Genomic DNA, 18,777 nt, shown 5'->3' with positions numbered 1-18,777 from the left:
AGGAGTATTTCATGGCTGTAGGCCCTTCTGAATTACCTGTTTTTTTTCCGGTACCCGGCGTACGTCTTGGTGTCGCCTCTGCAGGTATTAAAAAGCCCGGTCGTAAAGATGTTGTGATTGTTGAGTGCCCTGAACAGGCCTCCATTGTCGGTGTTTTTACAAAAAATGCTTTCTGTGCAGCTCCTGTGCTGGTAGCTAAAGAACATCTGCAGCAAGGTACGCCGCGCTATCTGTTAGTGAATACCGGGAATGCTAATGCCGGAACTGGTGAGCAGGGCTATCAGGCTGCTCTGCAATGTTGTTCAGCGCTGGCTGAGGTCGCATCTGTTTCCTCTCAGCAGGTATTACCTTTTTCTACTGGTGTGATTGGGGAACCCCTGCCAACAGATAAAATTGAAGCGGCCCTGCCTGCTGCTTTTGAGAGTCTTGCTGAAGATAACTGGGCTGATGCCGCTGAAGGAATTCTGACCACAGATACCCGGCCTAAAGGCGCTGTGGCTCAGGTGACTGTCAATGGTCAGCTGGTTTCTATCAATGGTATTTCTAAAGGATCTGGCATGATCAAGCCTAATATGGCGACCATGCTTGGGTTCGTGGCGACAGATGCTGATATTGATACAGACTTGTTGCAGGAAATGCTGACAATCAGCACGAATCGTTCGTTTAATCGTATTACTGTAGACAGTGATACTTCTACGAATGATGCTTGTATGCTAATTGCGACAAAGCGTTCCGCACGTATTGATCGGGCTGATCAGGATGCTGTTGATACTTTCCAGCAAGCACTGGATAACGTGATGCGCGAACTGGCCCATGCTATTGTGAAAGATGGTGAGGGTGCCACTAAGTTTGTTGAGATTAATGTAGAAGGTGCTGCAACAGCAAAGGATGCTCTGGAAGTAGCCTTCACTGTGGCTCATTCGCCTCTGGTCAAAACGGCTTTGTTTGCCAGTGATGCTAACTGGGGGAGAATTCTGGCTGCGGTCGGGCGTGCCGATGTTTCACACATTGATGTGAATCGAATTTCTATCTGGCTCGATGATGTGCAAATTGTTGCTGATGGTGGTCGCGCAGCTGACTATACCGAAGAAGCAGGATCTGCTGTTATGGCCAGAGAAAATATTCAGATTCGTATTAATATGGGAATTGGTGGTGAGCAGGATACGGTCTGGACAACAGATCTCTCTCATGACTATGTCAGCATTAATGCTGATTATCGCAGCTAAACAACCTGTCTTTGATTAACCGGCAAACCCGGAGCATTTTGCTTCAGGTTTGCCGTTTTGCTTATCGGGATATATTTCATGCCGAAAACACTCCATGTTGCTGCTGCTGTAGTGACAAATGATCAGGGCAATGTCCTGATTGCCCGTCGTCCTGCTACTGTTGATCAGGGGGGGCTCTGGGAATTTCCGGGCGGTAAGCTGGCCCCTTATGAAACTGCTCGTCAGGCATTGGTTCGTGAATTACATGAAGAAGTTGGTATCGAGGTTGTATCTGCAACACCACTGATTCGTATTCATCACCAGTATCCTGAGAAAAATGTTTTACTGGATATATGGAGTGTCGATCAGTTTGATGGTGAGGCGTATGGAAAAGAGGGGCAGGCCGTGCGCTGGGTCTCACCTGATGAGTTGTCACAGTATAGTTTTCCCGAGGCCAATAAACCGATTCTGAAAGCCCTGGGGTTGCCGGACCACTATCTGGTTACTGGCGATGCCGATAATGAAGATGACTGGCTGAGTAAATTACAGAAAGCGCTTGAGTCCGGTATTTCACTGGTGCAGATGCGCTGTCATGAGCTGGATGAAGCCGAATTTATTGCTCGTGCTGAAAAAGCACTGAAGCTGACCAGAGAGGCAAATGCCCGGTTATTGCTTAACGCTGAGCCTGGCCTGCTTGATAAGGTGGGAGCAGACGGTATTCACCTGACCAGTGAGCGCTTATCCTATTATTCACAGCGACCTGTACCATCAGATAAGTTGCTGTCGTGTGCCTGTCATAATATTGCTGAGTTAAATATCTCAGCTGCTTTGCAGGCGGATATGGTGACTTTGAGTCCGGTTGAGCCGACGGCGAGTCATCCAGGAGTAGAGGCGCTGGGATGGCAGAAATTCAGTGAAATGATAGAGAAACTGTCTGTACCTGCGTATGCTCTGGGTGGTCTGGGACGAGCTGATATCAGGCGTGCCAGAGGGCTTGGTGGACAGGGGGTTGCTGGTATCAGGGCTTTCTGGCCCCAGCTATAATTATAGCTTCTGATCATTGAGTAAACAGGTCGACTATTCGGCCTGTTTACGTTATTAATTGCTATCAGCGGTACAGATTTTCCATCAGATCTGAACTGGCTTCGTCCAATGCTGGTTCTCCGGCAATTTTGTGGCTTTCACTGGCCCACTCTCCAAGGTCAATTAGTCGGCAGCGTTCACTGCAGAATGGGCGATGCTGGTTTTCTGGTTTCCATTCAATCTGACATCGGCATGTCGGGCAGTTAACGGTCAGTGTTTTCTGGCTCATGATGCTGAATCTCTGTCTGTAATCCGAATCATTTTATAATTTTCAGCCAGCGTAAGGTAGTCCCTGTGCTTGTCGAGGCAGGCCTGGTATAACTTCTCCCGGCTTTCATTATTCAGAATAATATCGTGAGCTCTTATCTGGCGCTCAGCACGTGACATCTGTGCTCGAATAATGGCTTCAACCTGCTCCGGGCTATTGTTATCTCTTTGGCTAGTGCGTTCTATCTGAAGCTTTTCCGGAACGTCAATCAGGAGTGTGCGATGACAGAGTGTATGTTGTTGGCTCTCAAACAGTAACGGGGAAACCAGAAGGGTATAGCTGATTGCCGGCTGGTTGAGTTGTTTAATAATCTCACTTCTGATTGCCGGATGAGTGATCGACTCCAGCCATGTACGTTCTTCCGGGTCCTGGAATATCTTTTCCCGCAACCATGCACGATTCAGCGTTTGGTCTTCCAGTAAAACGTCAGGGGTAAAATGTTCCCGGATAGCTTGCCAGGCAGGTTGTCCGGGTTCAACAATCTGTCTGGCGACGATATCGGCATCAACAACAGGTATCCCCTGCTCGGAAAAAAAATCGGAGGCAGCCGTTTTTCCTGAGCCTATGCCCCCTGTCAGGCCAATTATCAGATGATCTGTTTGCATAGTGTTATCTGGCTTATATTTCGGAGTGAGGATGTATGCTTGTATCCGTAGTACCGGAGTGTATCAGGCTCGTAGTCCATTATTATCCCTCAATCAGTGCCTTGTATCCGGATAAAAGCTCATTTATGTGAATATCAGGTTCATTGCATGCTGGATATTATCCGGAAAACAGAGTGTCAGCCAGCCTGCAACTGCCAGAGGCGGACCAAACGGAATAGCAGATGGATTTTTTGTCCTGGGATTGAAAATGCGAATACCTATCGCAAACAAAAGACCTGCTACAGAGCTGATTAACAATATCGAAGGTAAAGCTATTATGCCACACCATGCCCCTAGTGCTGCCATTAGCTTAAAGTCTCCGTATCCCATGCCTTCTTTGCCAGTGAGTAATCTGAATCCCTGATAAACGGACCAGAGGCTAAGATAGCCTGCTGCAGCGCCCCATACATAGCTGGATAATCCGATTGGATTGTCAAGACTATGGTATAGCAGCCCGCTCCATAATAAAGGCAGAGTGAGCTTATCAGGCAGCAGCCATGTTCTGAAATCGATGCAGGCCAGAGTCAGCAGAGTCAGGCTGACGGCTGACAGAGCCATAGCCTGTATTCCCGGACCTGATTGAATGACAGCAATGACTGCCAGAATGCCTGATAAGCATTCGACAATAGGGTAGAGTATGGAAATTGATTTGTGGCAGTGACGGCACTGACCCCTTAGCAAGAAAAAGCTGATCAGAGGGATATTATCTCTTTTGTTAATGGCAGTCTTGCAAACCGGGCAGTGAGAGGGTGGCCAGGCCAGATTGAATGTATCGCTGGTCATTGTATCTGGCCTGGTGGTTATAGTCAGTGGGAGTCTGTGTATCACAACATTCAGAAAACTGCCGATAACAGTGCCGAGAATAAAAACAATGAATAGGGTGCCTGCAGGAAAAAGCTGATACAGCTCATGCAGTAATATCTGTATTTCCATCAGAAGATCTCAGAACAGGTGGTTTGAGCTGAATACGGGCTGGTACATTGCCAGTACAAGAAAGAATGTTGTCCCTCCGAGTATTATAACGGTGAGAGGCTCCAGCAGGGTGGTCATTTTATCAAGAGTCTGATCAGATTCCTGTTCACAGTAATCTGTGACACGTTTTAGCATCAGTTCCAGTGATCCCGACTCTTCGCCTATCATAATCATCTGAATAGCAATATCAGGAAAAAGCTCTGTGGAGCGTAATGCAAAATGCAGAGGTTGTCCTGCTGCCAGGTGTTGTCCTGAATTCAGTAATAGCGTTTCACAGGCCAGATTGCCGCAGGATTTTGAAGCCAGTGTCATTGCTCGGGTTAAAGGGGTGCCTGCTGAGAGAGAAGTACCCAGAACAGCACAAAAATGTGCGACAACGGATTGACGTATAATAGAACCGGTTACGGGTGTTTTCAGCAAGACTGTGTCAGCATATTTTCTGATTTTTTCTGAGGACCGGTAACCTTTGATCAGAATAATCAGTGGTGTTGAGATCATTACTGGAATGAGCCAGCCCCAGCTTCTGAAGTGTTCTGACAGAGAAATAAATAGCCGGGTTAGTGGTGGTAATGTGGTATTGAAACTGGCGAACAGGGCCTGAAACTCAGGAATCACTTTTGTCAGTAAGATAAATATCACCAGAGCACCGGTTAAGACGACAATTGTTGGGTAAGCCAGTGCTTTTTTAATTCTTTTTCTGATGGTTTCTGCTTTGTCCTGGTAATCGGCTATCCGGTTAAGGATAGACTCCAGTGTGCCAGCGTACTCACCTGCTTCTATCAGGTTGCAGTATAGAGGTGGAAAAACTTTCGGGTGCTGTCTTAAGGCCTGATTGAGCATATGTCCCTCAGAGACTTCCTGCTTTATGTTCAGAAGAACAGAGCGCATGAGACGATGATGCCTGTTGCTGCTAAGCGTATCCAGTGCCTGTATCAGAGGTATTCCAGCTGTCAGTAAAACAGAGAGCTGGCGGGTGAATTGATTAATATCTTTCTGTGATGGTGGCTTGGAGTTGTACCATTGCAGTATAGTGTTCTTTCGGGATATTTTGTCTGGAATAATGCCCTGTTTAAGTAGCCGGGCATGTGCAAGGTGGATATTTGCAGCAGATATCTCACCGTTGACCTGGTTGTTCTGTTGGTTTCTTCCCCGCCATATGTAGTCGGATTCTTTGAGTTTCTTTTGCTCCATATGCTGACTCCTTTCTTATGATTCCAGGCTGACAAACTCTATTGAGATATAACTCTTCTGATCTCTTCCAGGCTGGTGATTCCCTGTGCGACAAGTGCTGTTCCTGCTTCTGTGAGCGAGGTGTGGCCTTGTTTCTGCAAGCTGCTGATAATTCGGGTGACAGGTATTTGCTGCTCTATCTGTTCCCTTATTTCTGGTGTGAGAGCCAGCATTTCAAATACTCCGGTTCTGCCTTTGTAACCTGTCTGGCAACTATCACATCCTTTTGCGCTATATAGTATCTGTGGTGCATTCTGGTTGTGGGGCAGACCTGCTTTTTGTAGCTCTTCTTCAGAGTAGCTGATGGGCGTTTTGCATCGCTGGCAGAGTTTTCTGACCAGTCGTTGAGCAATAATAAGGTTAACGGAAGATGCCAGATTGTGCGGTGAGACTCCCAGGTTGTAGAGACGATTTAATGCACCTGAAGCGTCATTGGTATGTAGTGTTGATAGTACCAGATGGCCTGTCTGAGCGGCTTTTACTGCTATCTCTGCACTTTCAGCATCCCGTATTTCTCCTAGCATAATAATATCCGGATCCTGACGTAAAAAGGCTCTCAGGCATGAAGCAAAGTCCAGCCCTATTGCAGGGTTAATATTAACCTGATTAACGCCTTCAAGATTAATTTCAACAGGATCCTCAGCAGAAAGAATATTGTTTTCAGGGCTATTTATCAGGCTCAGGCCAGTGTACAGAGTGACTGTTTTGCCACTGCCTGTAGGCCCTGTTACCAGAATCATACCCTGAGAGTGCTTGAGAGCTTTTTTAAAGTGAATCTGTTGCTGTAATGACATGCCCGACTGTTCGATAGGAATTAGCCTGTGTCGGGTATCCAGAATACGAAGTACTGCTTTTTCACCCCATAGTGTCGGCAATGTATTAATCCGGATATCTGTTTTATTTTTGTCATGGTGAGAAAATTTTATGCTGCCATCCTGAGGCAGGCGTCGTTCCGATATGTCCAGGTTAGCCAGTACTTTCAAGCGACTAATAATCCTGTTTCTCAGATTAAAGGGAGGGTGGGCTATTTCTCTGAGCAGGCCATCATAGCGAAAACGCACTCTGAAAGATTGTTCGTAAGGCTCAAAATGAATATCCGACGCCCCGGATTGAATTCCATCATTCAGAATATGATTAATAAACCTGCTGATCGGGCCATCGCTGTCTTCAGTTTGCAGGGTATCAGAAGGATTATAAGAAGATTCTTCCTGTTCAAGGTGGTTCAGCCTGCTCTTATTATTTCTCAGGTATTGGCTGATCATCTTATCCAGTTGATCACTGGCAACCAGGATTGTCTCGGTGTAAAGCCCTGTCTGGAACATAATTTCTTTAGAGACTTGTAGATTTGTCGGATCTGACTGAGCCAGAAAAAGTTTGTTGTTCTGTGTCTTCAGAGGAAGGACTTTGTGTTTTTTGATAGTGCTGTCGCTGAGAATATTATGGGGTATCTGTTTGTTGTTGAATGCGGCAAGATCCATAAATGGGATGGCAAACTCCACTGCAGCAACCTGTGCCAGTAGCCGGGGGGCGATCAGCCCCGAGTGTATAGCCGCTTCAAAGAGATTATTGCTGGTTTCTTCTGTGTTCCGGATCAGCCGTGTGAGCTTTTTTTCAGATACTCCATGTTCCTGAATAAGTCGCGATACTATTCCTTCAGTCGAATAAGAGGGCATCATAGGCCTTAGTCCCTGGCATTTTCTGATAAAAGTTAATTGTTTTTTATGTCGCTATTTGTCGTTAAATGAGGGTTAAAAGTACGTATATTCAGCTTTATTGTAACAAAATAAGAAAAATGACACACTGCTGTTATCTTCAGATGACGTTTCAGGGTGGTGTCTTATGTATGGATATGGCGTTCAGGATGAACAGGGTTTTACACTGATTGAACTTATGATCGTTGTCGCAATTGTTGGCATTATGGCCAGCTTTGCTATCCCTGAATATGATAATTATGTCGCCAGAAGTCAGATGCCTGAGGTCGTTAGTTTTGCATCTGCTGCTCAGACATCTACAACAGAAGCTTTACTGGTCAGAGGTGCTTTCCCCGCAACAAATAAACCTCCGTTTACCACGAATAATGTATCCGGGCGTTATGTCGCGGCGATCAGTTATGAGAAAAAATCGGATGCTGAGGCAAGAATAAAAGTCACTCTTAAAAATACGGATGAAGGTGTGGCCTATCCTATAGCGGGTAAGGCGGTTTTATTTGTCGGTAAATATGATAATGCAGCCAGAACGGTCACATGGGACTGTACCACGCAAGACCTTTCTGAGAGTATGGTCATTGATTCAAAATATCTTCCGGCACACTGTAACTAATCTGATTTTTCAGGGGGGTATATGCAACAGTATTTATCCAAATTATCCCGTTATCATCGTTGGGCAACAGAGAAGCTGTTTGAGTCCGTTGACCTGTTATCTGAGGATCAGTATCGGGAGGATGCCGGGCTCTATTTTGGCAGTATACATAATACGTTGAATCACCTGTTGCTGGTTGATCAGTTGTGGCTGGCCCGTATACAAGGAGTGCCTTACCCTGTTACTGATTTAGGGCATGAAATAGAAACAGATCTGAAAGCATTAGAAACGGCATTGCTGAATCAATGTGATCTCTGGTTTCGTGAATGTGCGACATTGACAGATCGAAGGCTGGAACAAGTTATTAAGTACAGGAATATGTCAGGTGATCCGGCCAGAATAAAAAATGGCGATTTGCTGATCCATGTGTTTAATCATGGCACGCACCACCGGGGACAGATCTCTTCTGCACTGGCCAAAGCAGGAGTGCCAGTACCGGCTATGGATTATTTCTATTTTGTAACAGGCTGAAATGATACTGTTTATAGCTGTATAGGTATTGCCTGTTTGTTCTTATGCAAGAGCACCACACACAGTGTGATGCTCTTGTTCTGTTGATATTGTAGATCAGTACATGGCCTGCTCTTCGTTCATCACTTCTTTCAGGATCTCCAGAAACAGACGGTCTGCATCTGAAAAATCTTCTGGATCATCAGGAATGTGGACACTGGTCAGGCTGCTGATTTCTCTGGCCATTTCAACGGCAGCATCCTGAGAGCCATAGTGTTTACGGGCTACTTCCAGTGCCGATGCTACAATTTGAGGATCCTGTAACAGCTTTTTAATAAACTGGCGCAGCTCGTTGATAATTCGTGTCTGGTTAATCTCGTTTGCGGTGCTCATACCGGCTCCTTAATGTTATCCATCTTTATTGTAATTTTTCTATCAATATCAGGCTAGTTGCAAGCTTTCTTTGCTGCATTTTTATGTCTCGGCAGATTGATTCTGTTCTCTGCTTTCTTATAACAGAATAAACAGGCTATAGAGGAGTGAACCATAGCCGAACCTGGCCAGCCCAGGGCTGAGACTGTATACACTGAGTCATTTGTCTTACTGTATCTTCATCCGGTGGTATGCCTGCAATCATGATATCAAGATGTACTGAGTCGTTCAGGTAGTGAATCTGTACCCGATCTGTCTGGTAGTTGATTGGAGTTTTCTGCCAGCAATCTTCTATCTGATGCAGAATTTCAGCTCTTCCCGGTAACCCGGGTAATATATCCTCGGAAGAAGAATCGTCATGGGTATCGATATGTACAACAACATCAGAAATATTCAGAGCCGATTTCAGTATATATTCTGCCCGAACCCCGATGTAATGCCCTTCAGATACACTGACCCGTGGGCTGACCTGTAAATGCAGATCAAGAAGGATACGAGCACCCATTGTACGTGATCTTATATCATGAACATCAATTACGCCTTCGGTGCGCAGCAGCTCTGATCTTATCTCCGCCAGTTGCTGTTCTGGCAAGGCTGTATCGATCAGCTCTCTGATGCTGTCTGTCATTAGCTTCCAGCCAATATAACCTACCATCACCCCTACAATAACGGCAGCGATCTGATCGAGCCAGTGCCAGCCTGCCATTGATCCGAGTAAACCTATCAGAACGACGATAGATGACAGAGCATCACTACGGCTGTGCCAGGCATTAGCCTTTAGCAATTCCGACTGCACTTTCCTGGCGACGCGCATGGTGTAGTGAAAGATCCACTCTTTTCCCATTATAGACAGGATGGCGACAATCAGAGCAGGCCATTCGGGGATTGGGGCAGGGGTTGATGATATCAGGCGTTCCAGACTATCCCAGGCTATCGCGCCAGCAACGGCGATCAGAGTGCTGCCCAGTAACAGTGTTGCCAGGGTCTCAAAACGGGCATGGCCGTAAGGGTGGCTTTTATCCGGAGCCTGAGCGCCGTAATGGGCGACAATCAGAACCAGGGCATCGGTCAGCAGATCAGACAGTGAGTGAATGCCATCGGCTATCAGTGCGTGGGACTGACTCAGCCAGCCCACGACAATTTTTGCGATACCCAGAAACAGATCCAGTACTGCGCCGGTGAGGGTAACCTTCTGAATGGCTTTTGCATTACGTTCTGCTTCAGACATCTGAACTCCTGTTTATCAAGGTCAGAAAATAACAGCCCGGATCAGGATGCAAGTAATCTTCTGCTGTTAAGAATTGGATTGGCATACATTCTCAGTACATACGGCCTGTATTCTTCAGCATAGCTGTTAATCCGGTCTGTAAACACCTGACGAGAGGTATCACTGATCTGGGGTTTGCCGCTGATATGGTCATAGCCTTCCAGCATTTCCAGAGCCAGCCAGTTAGAATCGTACAGCTGATAGTGATCCATAATACTCTGGTCAATCTTTTCTGCGACGGTTTCAGCGTCAGACAGTTCTCCCTTTAAGGGATGGCCAAAATGCACATGTACTTTACCTTTGAAACCAGAAATGCCATTGACGATACTGCGAATATCTTCAAACTCAGCTTTATTATATTCCCCTTCTGTGGCAACAGCATGAAGCTCTCTGGCTTTTTGCTCATCACAAGGATCATACTCATAAGAAATGCTGACAGGCACAATATTCAGCTCGTTCATGACGTCTGAAAACGCAGGACCATCTTTTTTCTTTTTTCGGCTCATATAAAACATTTTAATAATGGCCGGATCTGTTGCATCAATACCATCCTTTGCCCGCCCTTCTTTCTGAGCAATCCAGACAGAGTGATGTTCTTCCAGTATTGAATGATTAATGTAGGATGATAGCTCTGTCAGCGCTTTCATCATTTCTCGTATGCCTTTCGCGGAGCGATTGACAATAAAGCTCTTATTCAGGCGCATCAGGTCGCTGACATAGGGTTTCTGCAGCAGGTTGTCACCAATGGCAATGCGAACAGTGCTGGATTGGTTAAGATACAGAGCATAATTAACAAAAGCCGGGTCCATCGCGATATCTCTGTGATTGGCAACAAAGAGATAACTCTGTTCCGGGTCCAGCTGATCCAGGCCGGATACAGTAAAACCACTGGTGCTGTTCTTGATCATGCGCGCCATATAACTGGCAACCTGCATCTGGAAGTCGTGCACGTTATCAATGTTGGCAAACTGGCTCTGCAGTTTTCTTCTGATCAGTGGACGGAGTAGAAATCCCAGGGGTTTGTGAATCTGAGGGAATCGGAACTTACAAATCGCTTCAATCAATTCCGGATGATTAATAATACGGTTGATAACGGTGTGGGCTTCGTGATCGTAGTAGGGGCGGATTTCTTTAAACTGATCTGTATCCGTGGTCATTTTATGTCTGTATCCGAGGTTATGTCCGAAGGTGTGTGTATGCTGCTTTGCGGTCTTTTTTTCAGTGTGCCGCTCTCTGGCCGCCCAGCCATTCTGTCAGGGCTTGTATAAAACGATACAGTTCAAGAGACATCAGTGTGAAGTCTGCATCGAGCCGGGTTATGGGGTCTTCATCCGCGTAGCTGTCGCGGGCCTCTTCCAGCAGGTCGCCGCCGAAGCGCAAACGCTTAATGCTCAGATCTTCATTCAGAATACACTGCACTCTGTCCTGCCAGTTGATCGCCAGTTTAGTGACCTGTTTACCGGATTCCAGATGAGATAAAACATCATCAGCGTCAAGCTCCTGTTGCTTGCAGCGAATAACGCTGCCTTCATCCAGGTCTGATCTGAGTTCACACTGTCCATCCAGTTCCAGTCCGGCAGGCCTGCTTGCTGTATTCTGCAACCATTGAGTCATCTGAGAGACTGGTGTGAGTTCTGTATTCAGGGGAAGTACTGGTAATGAACCCAGAGTCTGGCGCAGAAGGTCTAAAAACTCTTCTGCCTTTTTACTGCTGGCAGCATCTACCAGTATCAGCTGGCTGTTCAGATCCACATAACCCCAGGTGTAGCTGGATTTAGCAAAGGCTCTGGGCGTTAGTTCGCTCAGAATATCTTCTTTAATGCTGAGCTTCTCTTTTCTGCCAACTTTACGGTGATCTTTTACTTCCAGCTCCTGTACTCGTTCTTTCAGGGTTTCGTTAACTACCGCCGCAGGAATGACTTTTTCCTGGCGGCGCAGACAGAGCAAAACTCTGTTGCTACTGGTATAGAAAAGCTGATCAGATGTAGTGGCAGGCATAACCCAGCCATGACGATAGGTCTCTATACTTTTACAGGGTTCAAAAAGAAACTCTGTAAGCTTTTCCTGTAATTCATCAATCTTTACAGAAAAGTCGGCGCTGAACTGGAACACCTGAATATTCTTAAACCACATATGATCAAATATCCGTAACATTCGGGCGCTACATTATCTAATAAAGCACCCTGACTGACCAGTTGAGCCCGCTGTATTTTAGTCGATCTGGGGCAATTATTATCAATACAACAGATTGTAACAAAAAATAACAACTCAGAATGTGACCGCAAGAACAAGCCCTGAGGATAAGTTAGTTAACGGTGAAATATTTCTGTCATAAAAATGACAGATAACTGTCATTTGGCTTTGGCATTGTGCCCGCCAAATTAAAATCATTTAACCAAATTATTCTTAATCACTTGAATCCAGGATCTGTCTGACTCTGTTGCAACAGGTGACAAGCTACTTAAAGGCTCTCTCTATTATGAAAATTGCTACAGTCACACGCGCAACGTCGGTTGTTCTGGTGTTGATTGCGGTTTCTCTTGCGGCAACTCTGCTTTGGGGGCTGGAACGGCTCAACAGTGCGTTTTCGGCAACCCAGTCATATTCTCTGTTTAAAGAAGAAGTCGCTATTGATTTACGGAAGACCATTCAGAGCTATCTGGCAACCGGTGATGCACTGGAATTAAGTGAAGCTGAGCAGAAAATTTCTTATCTGACAGAGCAGCGTCTGTCCAGTCTTCCTGATGATATATCAGCGGCTATCCGGCCATCTGTATCTGCTCTGCAGGATGGTCTTACTGGAAAGTTCCGTGGGGCTGGTAAGCTGGCTGGTAATCAGAAAGGGTTGTTATTACAGGCAGAGAAGGAGATCGCTGACAGCCTCGATAGTATTCGGGATTATGCCGGACAAGGGCAGAGTCGTAATCCTGGGGTGGCCTATCAGTACCTTCTGCAATTACATGATATTTCTCTGGGGCTTATACAGATTAAGTATTTGCGTGAACAGTACATGGATACCGCAAATAGCTCTTATCGGGATTCATTACTGGAACAGGTCAGACGTTTATCATCTCTGGTTGATCGCTTGTCTGCATTACCTCGTCTGGGCATTTTTGCAGAAGAAGAAGTAGATGAAATGCAGGCGATGATGGGGTGGGGAGAGGATGATGATGAAAGTGTCCAGGAAGATAAAGGCGATGAGCTGCTATCTGATCTGGCCAGTCTGGTACGTCGTTATCCGGGTGAGCTTGAAAATACGCTGGATAATATAGCAATAGGTGTGGCGAGCCGTAAGGCGGTCAATGGCCTGATTGATGACCTGGAGCAGAGTATCATAGCCGGGCAGGCAGAAGTGATAAGACACAGAGCGGAGCTGGAAGATCAGGTAAAAATGATTTTTGTCAGTTATGTTGGTCTGATTGTTGTTCTGGCCGTTGTGTTGCATTTATTTCTGAATAATGTGGTTGTTATTGCTCTAAAACAGCTGGCTGAAGCGATTGACAAGCTGGTGAGCAGCGGAGAAATGAAGCCTATCCGGATTCGTAACTCCAGAAGTGAAACTGGACACATTGCTAAAAACTTCAACCATATGATCGAGTCTATGCGGAAACAGAAGCATGAAAAAGATACTCAGCTGGCACAGATCACAGACTCTCTGGAAGTGGTATTAAGTGATATTGATACCATCAGTAAAGCCGCGAATGAAACTCGTGAGTATATTGCCAAATCCCATAGTTTTACAGATGAACTGACCCGTCTGGCCCATGATGTGGACGCCAGTTCAACCCAGGTGGAGAACTTTGCTCTGGAAACGGCTAAGTTTATGGAAAATAGTCAGAACAGTGCCGGCAATGTAGAAAGCGCCAGTCGTCAGGCAATTGATAAGTTGTGTCTGGGGCATCAGTCTCTGGATCAGTTGATTGATGCAGTGGATGAGGTGACCGGTATTCTGGATGTGATCAGTGGTATTTCTGATCAGACGAATTTGCTGGCATTAAATGCTGCTATTGAGGCTGCCAGAGCCGGTGAGCATGGTCGTGGTTTTGCGGTTGTTGCTGATGAGGTCCGTAATCTGTCTATGGAAACGCAGAACTCTGTATCGCGCATAGGATCAATACTGGATCAGCTGAAAAATGCATCAACGGATCTTAAAGTCAATATGACCGATATCTCCGAAGCTGCAGAAGAACAGCGTGATGCGGCTACTTTCTTACTGGATATGTCTAAGACCGTTCAGGATCATTCCGATAAAGCGGCTGAATTTGCTCACAGAGGTGCAGAGGTGTCCCGTAATCAGGTGGGGCAGGTCGAGGTGTTTATTGCTGCGATGGAAGAGATGGAGCAGCAGGCTCAACAAGCTGAAAATGTCATTCTTTCTGTGCAGACAGAAGTACATGAAAAAGTACTCTGGATTTCTAATGCGCTGGGTGTATCCAGGGAAAAGAAAGAACTCTTGCTATAGTTCTCTGGATTTTTGCCAGGGAGGGCAGTATAGATTTCACTGTAATGGACCATCTTTTATCTGCACCTGCAGACTTAGCCTTTCTGGATAATAAATGTCAGTATGATTGCTTCCGGGTATATTCATCAATACTGTCAGACCCACTTCATAAACGTTTGTCTGAATACTATCAATATGACTCTCTTTCCGCAGTCACTGACAGACAGCATGAACTAACTTTCTGATTTCTGGTTTTCTTTCCCCTGACAACCCATTGTTAAAGCGCTGTGTCTAAATTGCTGCAAGGGGCGATATCAGAGTATAATCGGGTGAATTTTTAAGACGCATGTTGCGTACTGAATTGCAACATTAATGTTGCTGATAAAGGATTCCGATACTCATGGGTGAATTTGCCAAAGAAATCCTGCCGGTCAATATTGAAGATGAGCTGAAGCAGTCTTATCTGGATTACGCGATGAGCGTAATTGTCGGACGTGCCCTGCCAGATGTTCGTGACGGTCTGAAACCTGTACACCGCCGTGTGCTGTTTGCCATGCATGAACTGAATAATGACTGGAATAAACCATATAAAAAATCTGCCCGTGTGGTTGGCGATGTCATCGGTAAATACCATCCTCATGGTGATAGTGCGGTATACGATACCATTGTACGTATGGCACAGCCTTTTTCTATGCGTCATATGCTGGTGGATGGCCAGGGTAATTTTGGTTCCATCGATGGTGATAACGCTGCTGCGATGCGTTATACCGAGGTGCGTATGGCCCGTATCTCCCACGAGATGCTGGCAGATCTGGAAAAAGAGACCGTTGATTTTGTTGATAACTACGACGGCACAGAACAGATCCCGGAAGTACTGCCAACCCGCGTACCTAACCTGCTGGTAAACGGCTCGTCTGGTATTGCGGTCGGTATGGCGACCAATATTCCGCCTCATAACCTGACCGAAGTGATTAACGGCTGTCTGGCCCTGCTGGACGATGGTGACCTGACTGTTGATCAGCTGATGGAGTTTATCCCAGGCCCTGATCTGCCAACTGCCGGTATTATCAATGGCCGTGCGGGTATTCTGCAGGCGTATCGCACCGGTCGTGGCCGCATCTATATGCGTGCCCGTCACCATATTGAGCGTGACGATAAAGCCAATAAAGAAACCATTATTATCACCGAGATCCCTTATCAGCTGAATAAAGCCCGTGTGATCGAAAAGATTGCCGAGCTGGTGAAAGATAAGAAAATCGAAGGTATCTCTGAGCTGCGTGACGAGTCCGATAAGGACGGTCTGCGTGTCGTTATTGAGCTGAAGCGCGGTGAGTCCGGCGATGTGGTGATCAATAACCTGTTTGCTCAGACTCAGCTGGAAAGTGTGTTTGGTATCAATATCGTAGCGCTGGAAAATGGTCAGCCGAAGGTATTGAACCTGAAGCAGCTGCTGGATGCTTTCCTGCGTCACCGCCGTGAAGTGGTTACGCGCAGGACTGTATTTGAACTGCGCAAGGCCCGTGAACGGGGCCATATCCTGGAAGGTCTTGCGATTGCACTGGCCAATATTGATCCGGTGATTGAACTGATTCGTCAGTCTCCATCTGCCTCTGAGGCTAAAGATAAGCTGATGGCAGGCGCCTGGCAGCCGGGCAATGTCGTTGCCATGCTAGAGCGTGCCGGTGCGGACTCCTGTCGTCCGGATGAACTGGAAGAAGGGATGGGTTTGAATGACGGTATTTATCGTCTGTCACCTGCTCAGGCTCAGGCTATTCTTGAACTGCGCCTGCACCGCCTGACTGGCCTTGAGCATGAAAAGCTGCTCAATGAATACAAGGATATTCTGGAAAAAATTGCTGAACTGGCCGGTATTCTGGCTGATTCAGAAAAACTGCTGCAGGTGATTCGTGACGAGCTGCATGCGATTCGTGAGCAGTATGGCGAAGAGCGTCGCACTGAAATCATCAGCAGCCGTCTGGATCTGACAATGGAAGATCTGATCAACGTTGAAGATATGGTAGTGACTATTTCCCGTAGCGGTTATGCCAAATCCCAGCCGTTGAGTGATTACCGTGCTCAGCGTCGCGGTGGTCGTGGTAAGTCTGCCACCGCTATGAAAGATGAAGATGTGATCGAGCACCTGTTGGTGGCATCGACCCATGACACCCTTCTGCTGTTCAGTAACCGGGGTAAAGTCTACTGGCTGAAGGTATATGAGTTACCACAGGCGGGTCGGGGTTCCCGTGGTCGTCCTATGGTCAATCTGCTGCCTCTGGAAGACGGTGAGCACATCAGTGCTTTGTTACCGATGCCTAAGCCAGACGATAAAGATAAAGACGAGTCCGACAATGTTACTGCAGAGGTGAAGGATAAAAACTCTGCGCCGTTTGTACTTATGGCAACAGCAAAAGGTACCGTCAAGAAAACCTCTCTGGGTCAATTCTCACGTCCTCGTAGTAGTGGCCTGATCGCTCTGGAAATTGAAGACGGTGACCGTCTGATAGGCGCTGCTATAACTTGCGGAGAAAATCACGTTATGCTCCTGAGCAGTGCGGGCAAGATGATTCGTTTTGATGAATCCGCGATTCGTCCTATGGGACGTACCGCCCGTGGTGTTCGCGGTATGAAACTGCCGGAAGACGCAGAAGTGATCTCTCTGATTATTCCACAAACCAATGTGGTGGCAGATGATGATAACGAAGCTGATACGGACAGCGTTACAGTAGAAGTGACTGAAGGTGCAGAAACAATTGATGATCAGGTCTATATTCTGACGGCATCTGAAAATGGCTACGGTAAACGTACCTGTCTGGAAGCCTTCCCGGTGAAAGGCCGTGGTGGTCAGGGTGTAATCGCGATGCAGACCAGTGAGCGTAACGGTCAGCTGGTATCGGCTATTCAGGTCGCGGCTCAGGATGAAATGATGCTGATTACTGACGGTGGTACTCTGGTGCGCACCCGAGTGGCGGAGGTGTCTGTTTCTGGTCGTAATACTCAGGGTGTGACTCTGATTCGTCTGACAGATGGCGAGCAATTAGTGACTGCTGTTCGGGTTGATGAGCCGGATGTAGACGAAAGTGAAGTGGAAGAAGAGACTCTGGTGCTGGACGCCGATGACAATCCGGCGCAGAATGAAGAACCTGAACAAAATGATGGGCATCAGGCGGAGTCAGATGCTGAATCATAATACTGACAGACAGTGATCTGTCGGGGGTAAAACGACAGGGGCCAGAGGCCCCTGTTTTGTTTGATATGCAACGATGCACCTGAACAACGTTGTCAGGTTGCAAAGTAACAGAGGATCAGAAAGAAGCATTGCTTCTTGTGTGAGAACATCGATGACACGTAAATACAATTTTTGCGCAGGACCAGCTGCTTTACCTGAAGCAGTATTACTGAAAGCTCAGGCTGAAATGACAGATTGGCAAGGGCGTGGTTTATCCGTCATGGAGATGAGTCACCGCAGTGAGGAGTTTGTTGGTATTGCGGAAAAAGCGGAACAGGATCTGCGCGATCTGCTGAATATCCCATCCAACTATAAAGTCTTGTTTATGCAGGGTGGGGCCAGCAGTCAGTTTGCTATGGTGCCTCTGAATCTGCTGGGACAGGGCGGCCGACCTAATTATCTGAAAACAGGTGTCTGGGCGAAAAAAGCGATTGCAGAAGCTTCCCGTTATGCTGATACGCATATTGCCGGGAACTGTGAGGCACGTAATTTTACGTCTGTGCCTGCTCAGAGTGAAATTGTATTGTCTGATGATGCGGCTTATCTGCACTTTACCAGCAATGAGACTATTGGTGGTTTGCAGTTTGACTATCTGCCGGAATCAGGAAGTATCCCTCTGGTATGCGATATGTCCTCTGACATCCTGTCCCGTCCTCTGGATGTGACGGATTATGGCGTTATTTACGCAGGTGCTCAGAAAAATATTGGCCCTGCTGGCCTGACGCTGGTCATCATCCGTGATGACTTGCTGGATCAGGCTATGGATGTTATTCCTTCTATGATGAGTTATCGCATCATGGCTGATAATGACTCTATGTATAACACGCCGCCAACGTATGCCTGGTATCTGTCCGGGCTGGTATTTGACTGGCTGAAGAATGATGTTGGCGGTCTGGAGAAAATGGCAGAAATTAATGCACGTAAAGCGGCAAAACTTTACGCTGCCATTGATAACAGTCACTTTTATGGTAATCCGATTGCTGTGGCTAACCGTTCACAGATGAATGTACCTTTCACTCTGGCAGATGATGCGCTGGATAAAGTATTTCTGCAGGAAGCGGAGCAGAATGGTTTGTTGAACCTGGCCGGGCATCGTTCTGTCGGTGGAATGAGAGCCAGTATCTATAATGCGGTTCCTGAAGCGGCAGTAGATGCATTGATTGCTTTCATGGGTGATTTCGAACAACGTCATGGGTGATAG

At 46.7% G+C, this 18,777-nt stretch carries 16 protein-coding genes; 7 read left to right on the top strand and 9 right to left on the bottom strand.

What is annotated here, in order from left to right:
* Positions 1-11: 11 nt before the first annotated feature.
* Positions 12-1,226, top strand: a complete 1,215-nt coding sequence (gene argJ / locus H4O21_RS02455) for a bifunctional glutamate N-acetyltransferase/amino-acid acetyltransferase ArgJ (protein WP_182807249.1) — start codon at positions 12-14, stop codon at positions 1,224-1,226.
* A gap of 78 nt (positions 1,227-1,304) precedes the next feature.
* Positions 1,305-2,249: a Nudix family hydrolase gene (locus H4O21_RS02450; protein ID WP_182807248.1), complete on the top strand. Its 945-nt coding sequence runs from the start codon at positions 1,305-1,307 to the stop codon at positions 2,247-2,249.
* Between the two features lie 64 nt (positions 2,250-2,313).
* Here H4O21_RS02450 and yacG read toward each other — a convergent pair whose 3' ends face one another.
* The 5 genes from yacG to pilB all read right to left on the bottom strand — a co-directional run bounded on the left by yacG (position 2,314) and on the right by pilB (position 7,078).
* A complete protein-coding gene (gene yacG / locus H4O21_RS02445) occupies positions 2,314-2,517 on the bottom strand; it encodes a DNA gyrase inhibitor YacG (protein WP_182807247.1) in 204 nt (67 codons plus the stop codon).
* Entirely contained in the window at positions 2,514-3,161 is a 648-nt protein-coding gene (coaE, locus tag H4O21_RS02440; RefSeq protein ID WP_182807246.1) for a dephospho-CoA kinase, read from the bottom strand. Before coaE ends, yacG begins: the two co-directional genes overlap by 4 nt.
* Before the next feature lie 123 nt (positions 3,162-3,284).
* Positions 3,285-4,133 carry a prepilin peptidase gene (locus H4O21_RS02435; protein ID WP_182807245.1) on the bottom strand — a complete coding sequence of 283 codons (849 nt, stop codon included), beginning with the start codon at positions 4,131-4,133 and terminating at the stop codon, positions 3,285-3,287.
* Positions 4,134-4,142: 9 nt separating this feature from the next.
* A complete protein-coding gene (locus H4O21_RS02430; protein WP_182807244.1) occupies positions 4,143-5,363 on the bottom strand; it encodes a type II secretion system F family protein in 1,221 nt (406 codons plus the stop codon).
* Positions 5,364-5,401: 38 nt separating this feature from the next.
* The gene (pilB, locus tag H4O21_RS02425; RefSeq protein WP_182807243.1) at positions 5,402-7,078 is read right to left on the bottom strand and encodes a type IV-A pilus assembly ATPase PilB; all 1,677 of its coding nucleotides are present in this window, start codon (positions 7,076-7,078) and stop codon (positions 5,402-5,404) included.
* A 163-nt stretch (positions 7,079-7,241) separates the two neighbouring features.
* Between pilB and H4O21_RS02420 the strand changes: the two genes are divergently transcribed.
* Both H4O21_RS02420 and H4O21_RS02415 read left to right on the top strand, forming a co-directional pair.
* The gene (locus H4O21_RS02420) at positions 7,242-7,721 is read left to right on the top strand and encodes a pilin (protein ID WP_182807242.1); all 480 of its coding nucleotides are present in this window, start codon (positions 7,242-7,244) and stop codon (positions 7,719-7,721) included.
* 21 nt (positions 7,722-7,742) lie between these two features.
* Positions 7,743-8,231 (top strand): DinB family protein, encoded by a 489-nt coding sequence (locus H4O21_RS02415; protein WP_182807241.1) that lies wholly within the window; start codon positions 7,743-7,745, stop codon positions 8,229-8,231.
* Positions 8,232-8,327: 96 nt separating this feature from the next.
* Here the strand turns inward: H4O21_RS02415 and H4O21_RS02410 are convergent, their stop codons facing one another.
* The 4 genes from H4O21_RS02410 to rdgC all read right to left on the bottom strand — a co-directional run bounded on the left by H4O21_RS02410 (position 8,328) and on the right by rdgC (position 12,042).
* Positions 8,328-8,603, bottom strand: a complete 276-nt coding sequence (locus H4O21_RS02410) for a hypothetical protein (protein WP_182807240.1) — start codon at positions 8,601-8,603, stop codon at positions 8,328-8,330.
* Between the two features lie 136 nt (positions 8,604-8,739).
* Positions 8,740-9,870: a cation diffusion facilitator family transporter gene (locus H4O21_RS02405; protein ID WP_182807239.1), complete on the bottom strand. Its 1,131-nt coding sequence runs from the start codon at positions 9,868-9,870 to the stop codon at positions 8,740-8,742.
* Positions 9,871-9,911: 41 nt separating this feature from the next.
* Positions 9,912-11,066, bottom strand: coding sequence for a 1-acyl-sn-glycerol-3-phosphate acyltransferase (locus H4O21_RS02400; protein ID WP_182807238.1), 1,155 nt, complete (start codon positions 11,064-11,066; stop codon positions 9,912-9,914).
* A 61-nt stretch (positions 11,067-11,127) separates the two neighbouring features.
* Positions 11,128-12,042, bottom strand: coding sequence for a recombination-associated protein RdgC (gene rdgC, locus H4O21_RS02395; RefSeq protein WP_182807237.1), 915 nt, complete (start codon positions 12,040-12,042; stop codon positions 11,128-11,130).
* Positions 12,043-12,388: 346 nt separating this feature from the next.
* Here rdgC and H4O21_RS02390 point away from each other — a divergent pair, with 346 nt between their 5' ends.
* The 3 genes from H4O21_RS02390 to serC all read left to right on the top strand — a co-directional run bounded on the left by H4O21_RS02390 (position 12,389) and on the right by serC (position 18,774).
* Positions 12,389-14,371 (top strand): methyl-accepting chemotaxis protein, encoded by a 1,983-nt coding sequence (locus H4O21_RS02390; RefSeq protein ID WP_182807236.1) that lies wholly within the window; start codon positions 12,389-12,391, stop codon positions 14,369-14,371.
* A gap of 379 nt (positions 14,372-14,750) precedes the next feature.
* Positions 14,751-17,537: a DNA gyrase subunit A gene (gyrA, locus tag H4O21_RS02385; RefSeq protein WP_182807235.1), complete on the top strand. Its 2,787-nt coding sequence runs from the start codon at positions 14,751-14,753 to the stop codon at positions 17,535-17,537.
* Between the two features lie 151 nt (positions 17,538-17,688).
* The gene (gene serC, locus H4O21_RS02380) at positions 17,689-18,774 is read left to right on the top strand and encodes a 3-phosphoserine/phosphohydroxythreonine transaminase (protein ID WP_182807234.1); all 1,086 of its coding nucleotides are present in this window, start codon (positions 17,689-17,691) and stop codon (positions 18,772-18,774) included.
* The last annotated feature ends 3 nt before the right edge of the window (positions 18,775-18,777 follow it).

The organism is Oceanospirillum sediminis (genome assembly GCF_014164585.1).
Lineage (GTDB): Bacteria > Pseudomonadota > Gammaproteobacteria > Pseudomonadales > Halomonadaceae > Oceanospirillum > Oceanospirillum sediminis.
This window is presented reverse-complemented; position numbering and strand designations above follow the sequence as displayed.

Excerpts from the sequence above, each read along its gene's own strand:
- argJ (WP_182807249.1), top strand. The coding sequence starts at position 12 with ATGGCTGTAGGCCCTTCTGAATTACCTGTTTTTTTTCCGGTACCCGGC.
- H4O21_RS02450 (WP_182807248.1), top strand. The coding sequence starts at position 1,305 with ATGCCGAAAACACTCCATGTTGCTGCTGCTGTAGTGACAAATGATCAG.
- yacG (WP_182807247.1), bottom strand. The coding sequence starts at position 2,517 with ATGAGCCAGAAAACACTGACCGTTAACTGCCCGACATGCCGATGTCAG.
- coaE (WP_182807246.1), bottom strand. The coding sequence starts at position 3,161 with ATGCAAACAGATCATCTGATAATTGGCCTGACAGGGGGCATAGGCTCA.
- H4O21_RS02435 (WP_182807245.1), bottom strand. The coding sequence starts at position 4,133 with ATGGAAATACAGATATTACTGCATGAGCTGTATCAGCTTTTTCCTGCA.
- H4O21_RS02430 (WP_182807244.1), bottom strand. The coding sequence starts at position 5,363 with ATGGAGCAAAAGAAACTCAAAGAATCCGACTACATATGGCGGGGAAGA.
- pilB (WP_182807243.1), bottom strand. The coding sequence starts at position 7,078 with ATGATGCCCTCTTATTCGACTGAAGGAATAGTATCGCGACTTATTCAG.
- H4O21_RS02420 (WP_182807242.1), top strand. The coding sequence starts at position 7,242 with ATGTATGGATATGGCGTTCAGGATGAACAGGGTTTTACACTGATTGAA.
- H4O21_RS02415 (WP_182807241.1), top strand. The coding sequence starts at position 7,743 with ATGCAACAGTATTTATCCAAATTATCCCGTTATCATCGTTGGGCAACA.
- H4O21_RS02410 (WP_182807240.1), bottom strand. The coding sequence starts at position 8,603 with ATGAGCACCGCAAACGAGATTAACCAGACACGAATTATCAACGAGCTG.
- H4O21_RS02405 (WP_182807239.1), bottom strand. The coding sequence starts at position 9,870 with ATGTCTGAAGCAGAACGTAATGCAAAAGCCATTCAGAAGGTTACCCTC.
- H4O21_RS02400 (WP_182807238.1), bottom strand. The coding sequence starts at position 11,066 with ATGACCACGGATACAGATCAGTTTAAAGAAATCCGCCCCTACTACGAT.
- rdgC (WP_182807237.1), bottom strand. The coding sequence starts at position 12,042 with ATGTGGTTTAAGAATATTCAGGTGTTCCAGTTCAGCGCCGACTTTTCT.
- H4O21_RS02390 (WP_182807236.1), top strand. The coding sequence starts at position 12,389 with ATGAAAATTGCTACAGTCACACGCGCAACGTCGGTTGTTCTGGTGTTG.
- gyrA (WP_182807235.1), top strand. The coding sequence starts at position 14,751 with ATGGGTGAATTTGCCAAAGAAATCCTGCCGGTCAATATTGAAGATGAG.
- serC (WP_182807234.1), top strand. The coding sequence starts at position 17,689 with ATGACACGTAAATACAATTTTTGCGCAGGACCAGCTGCTTTACCTGAA.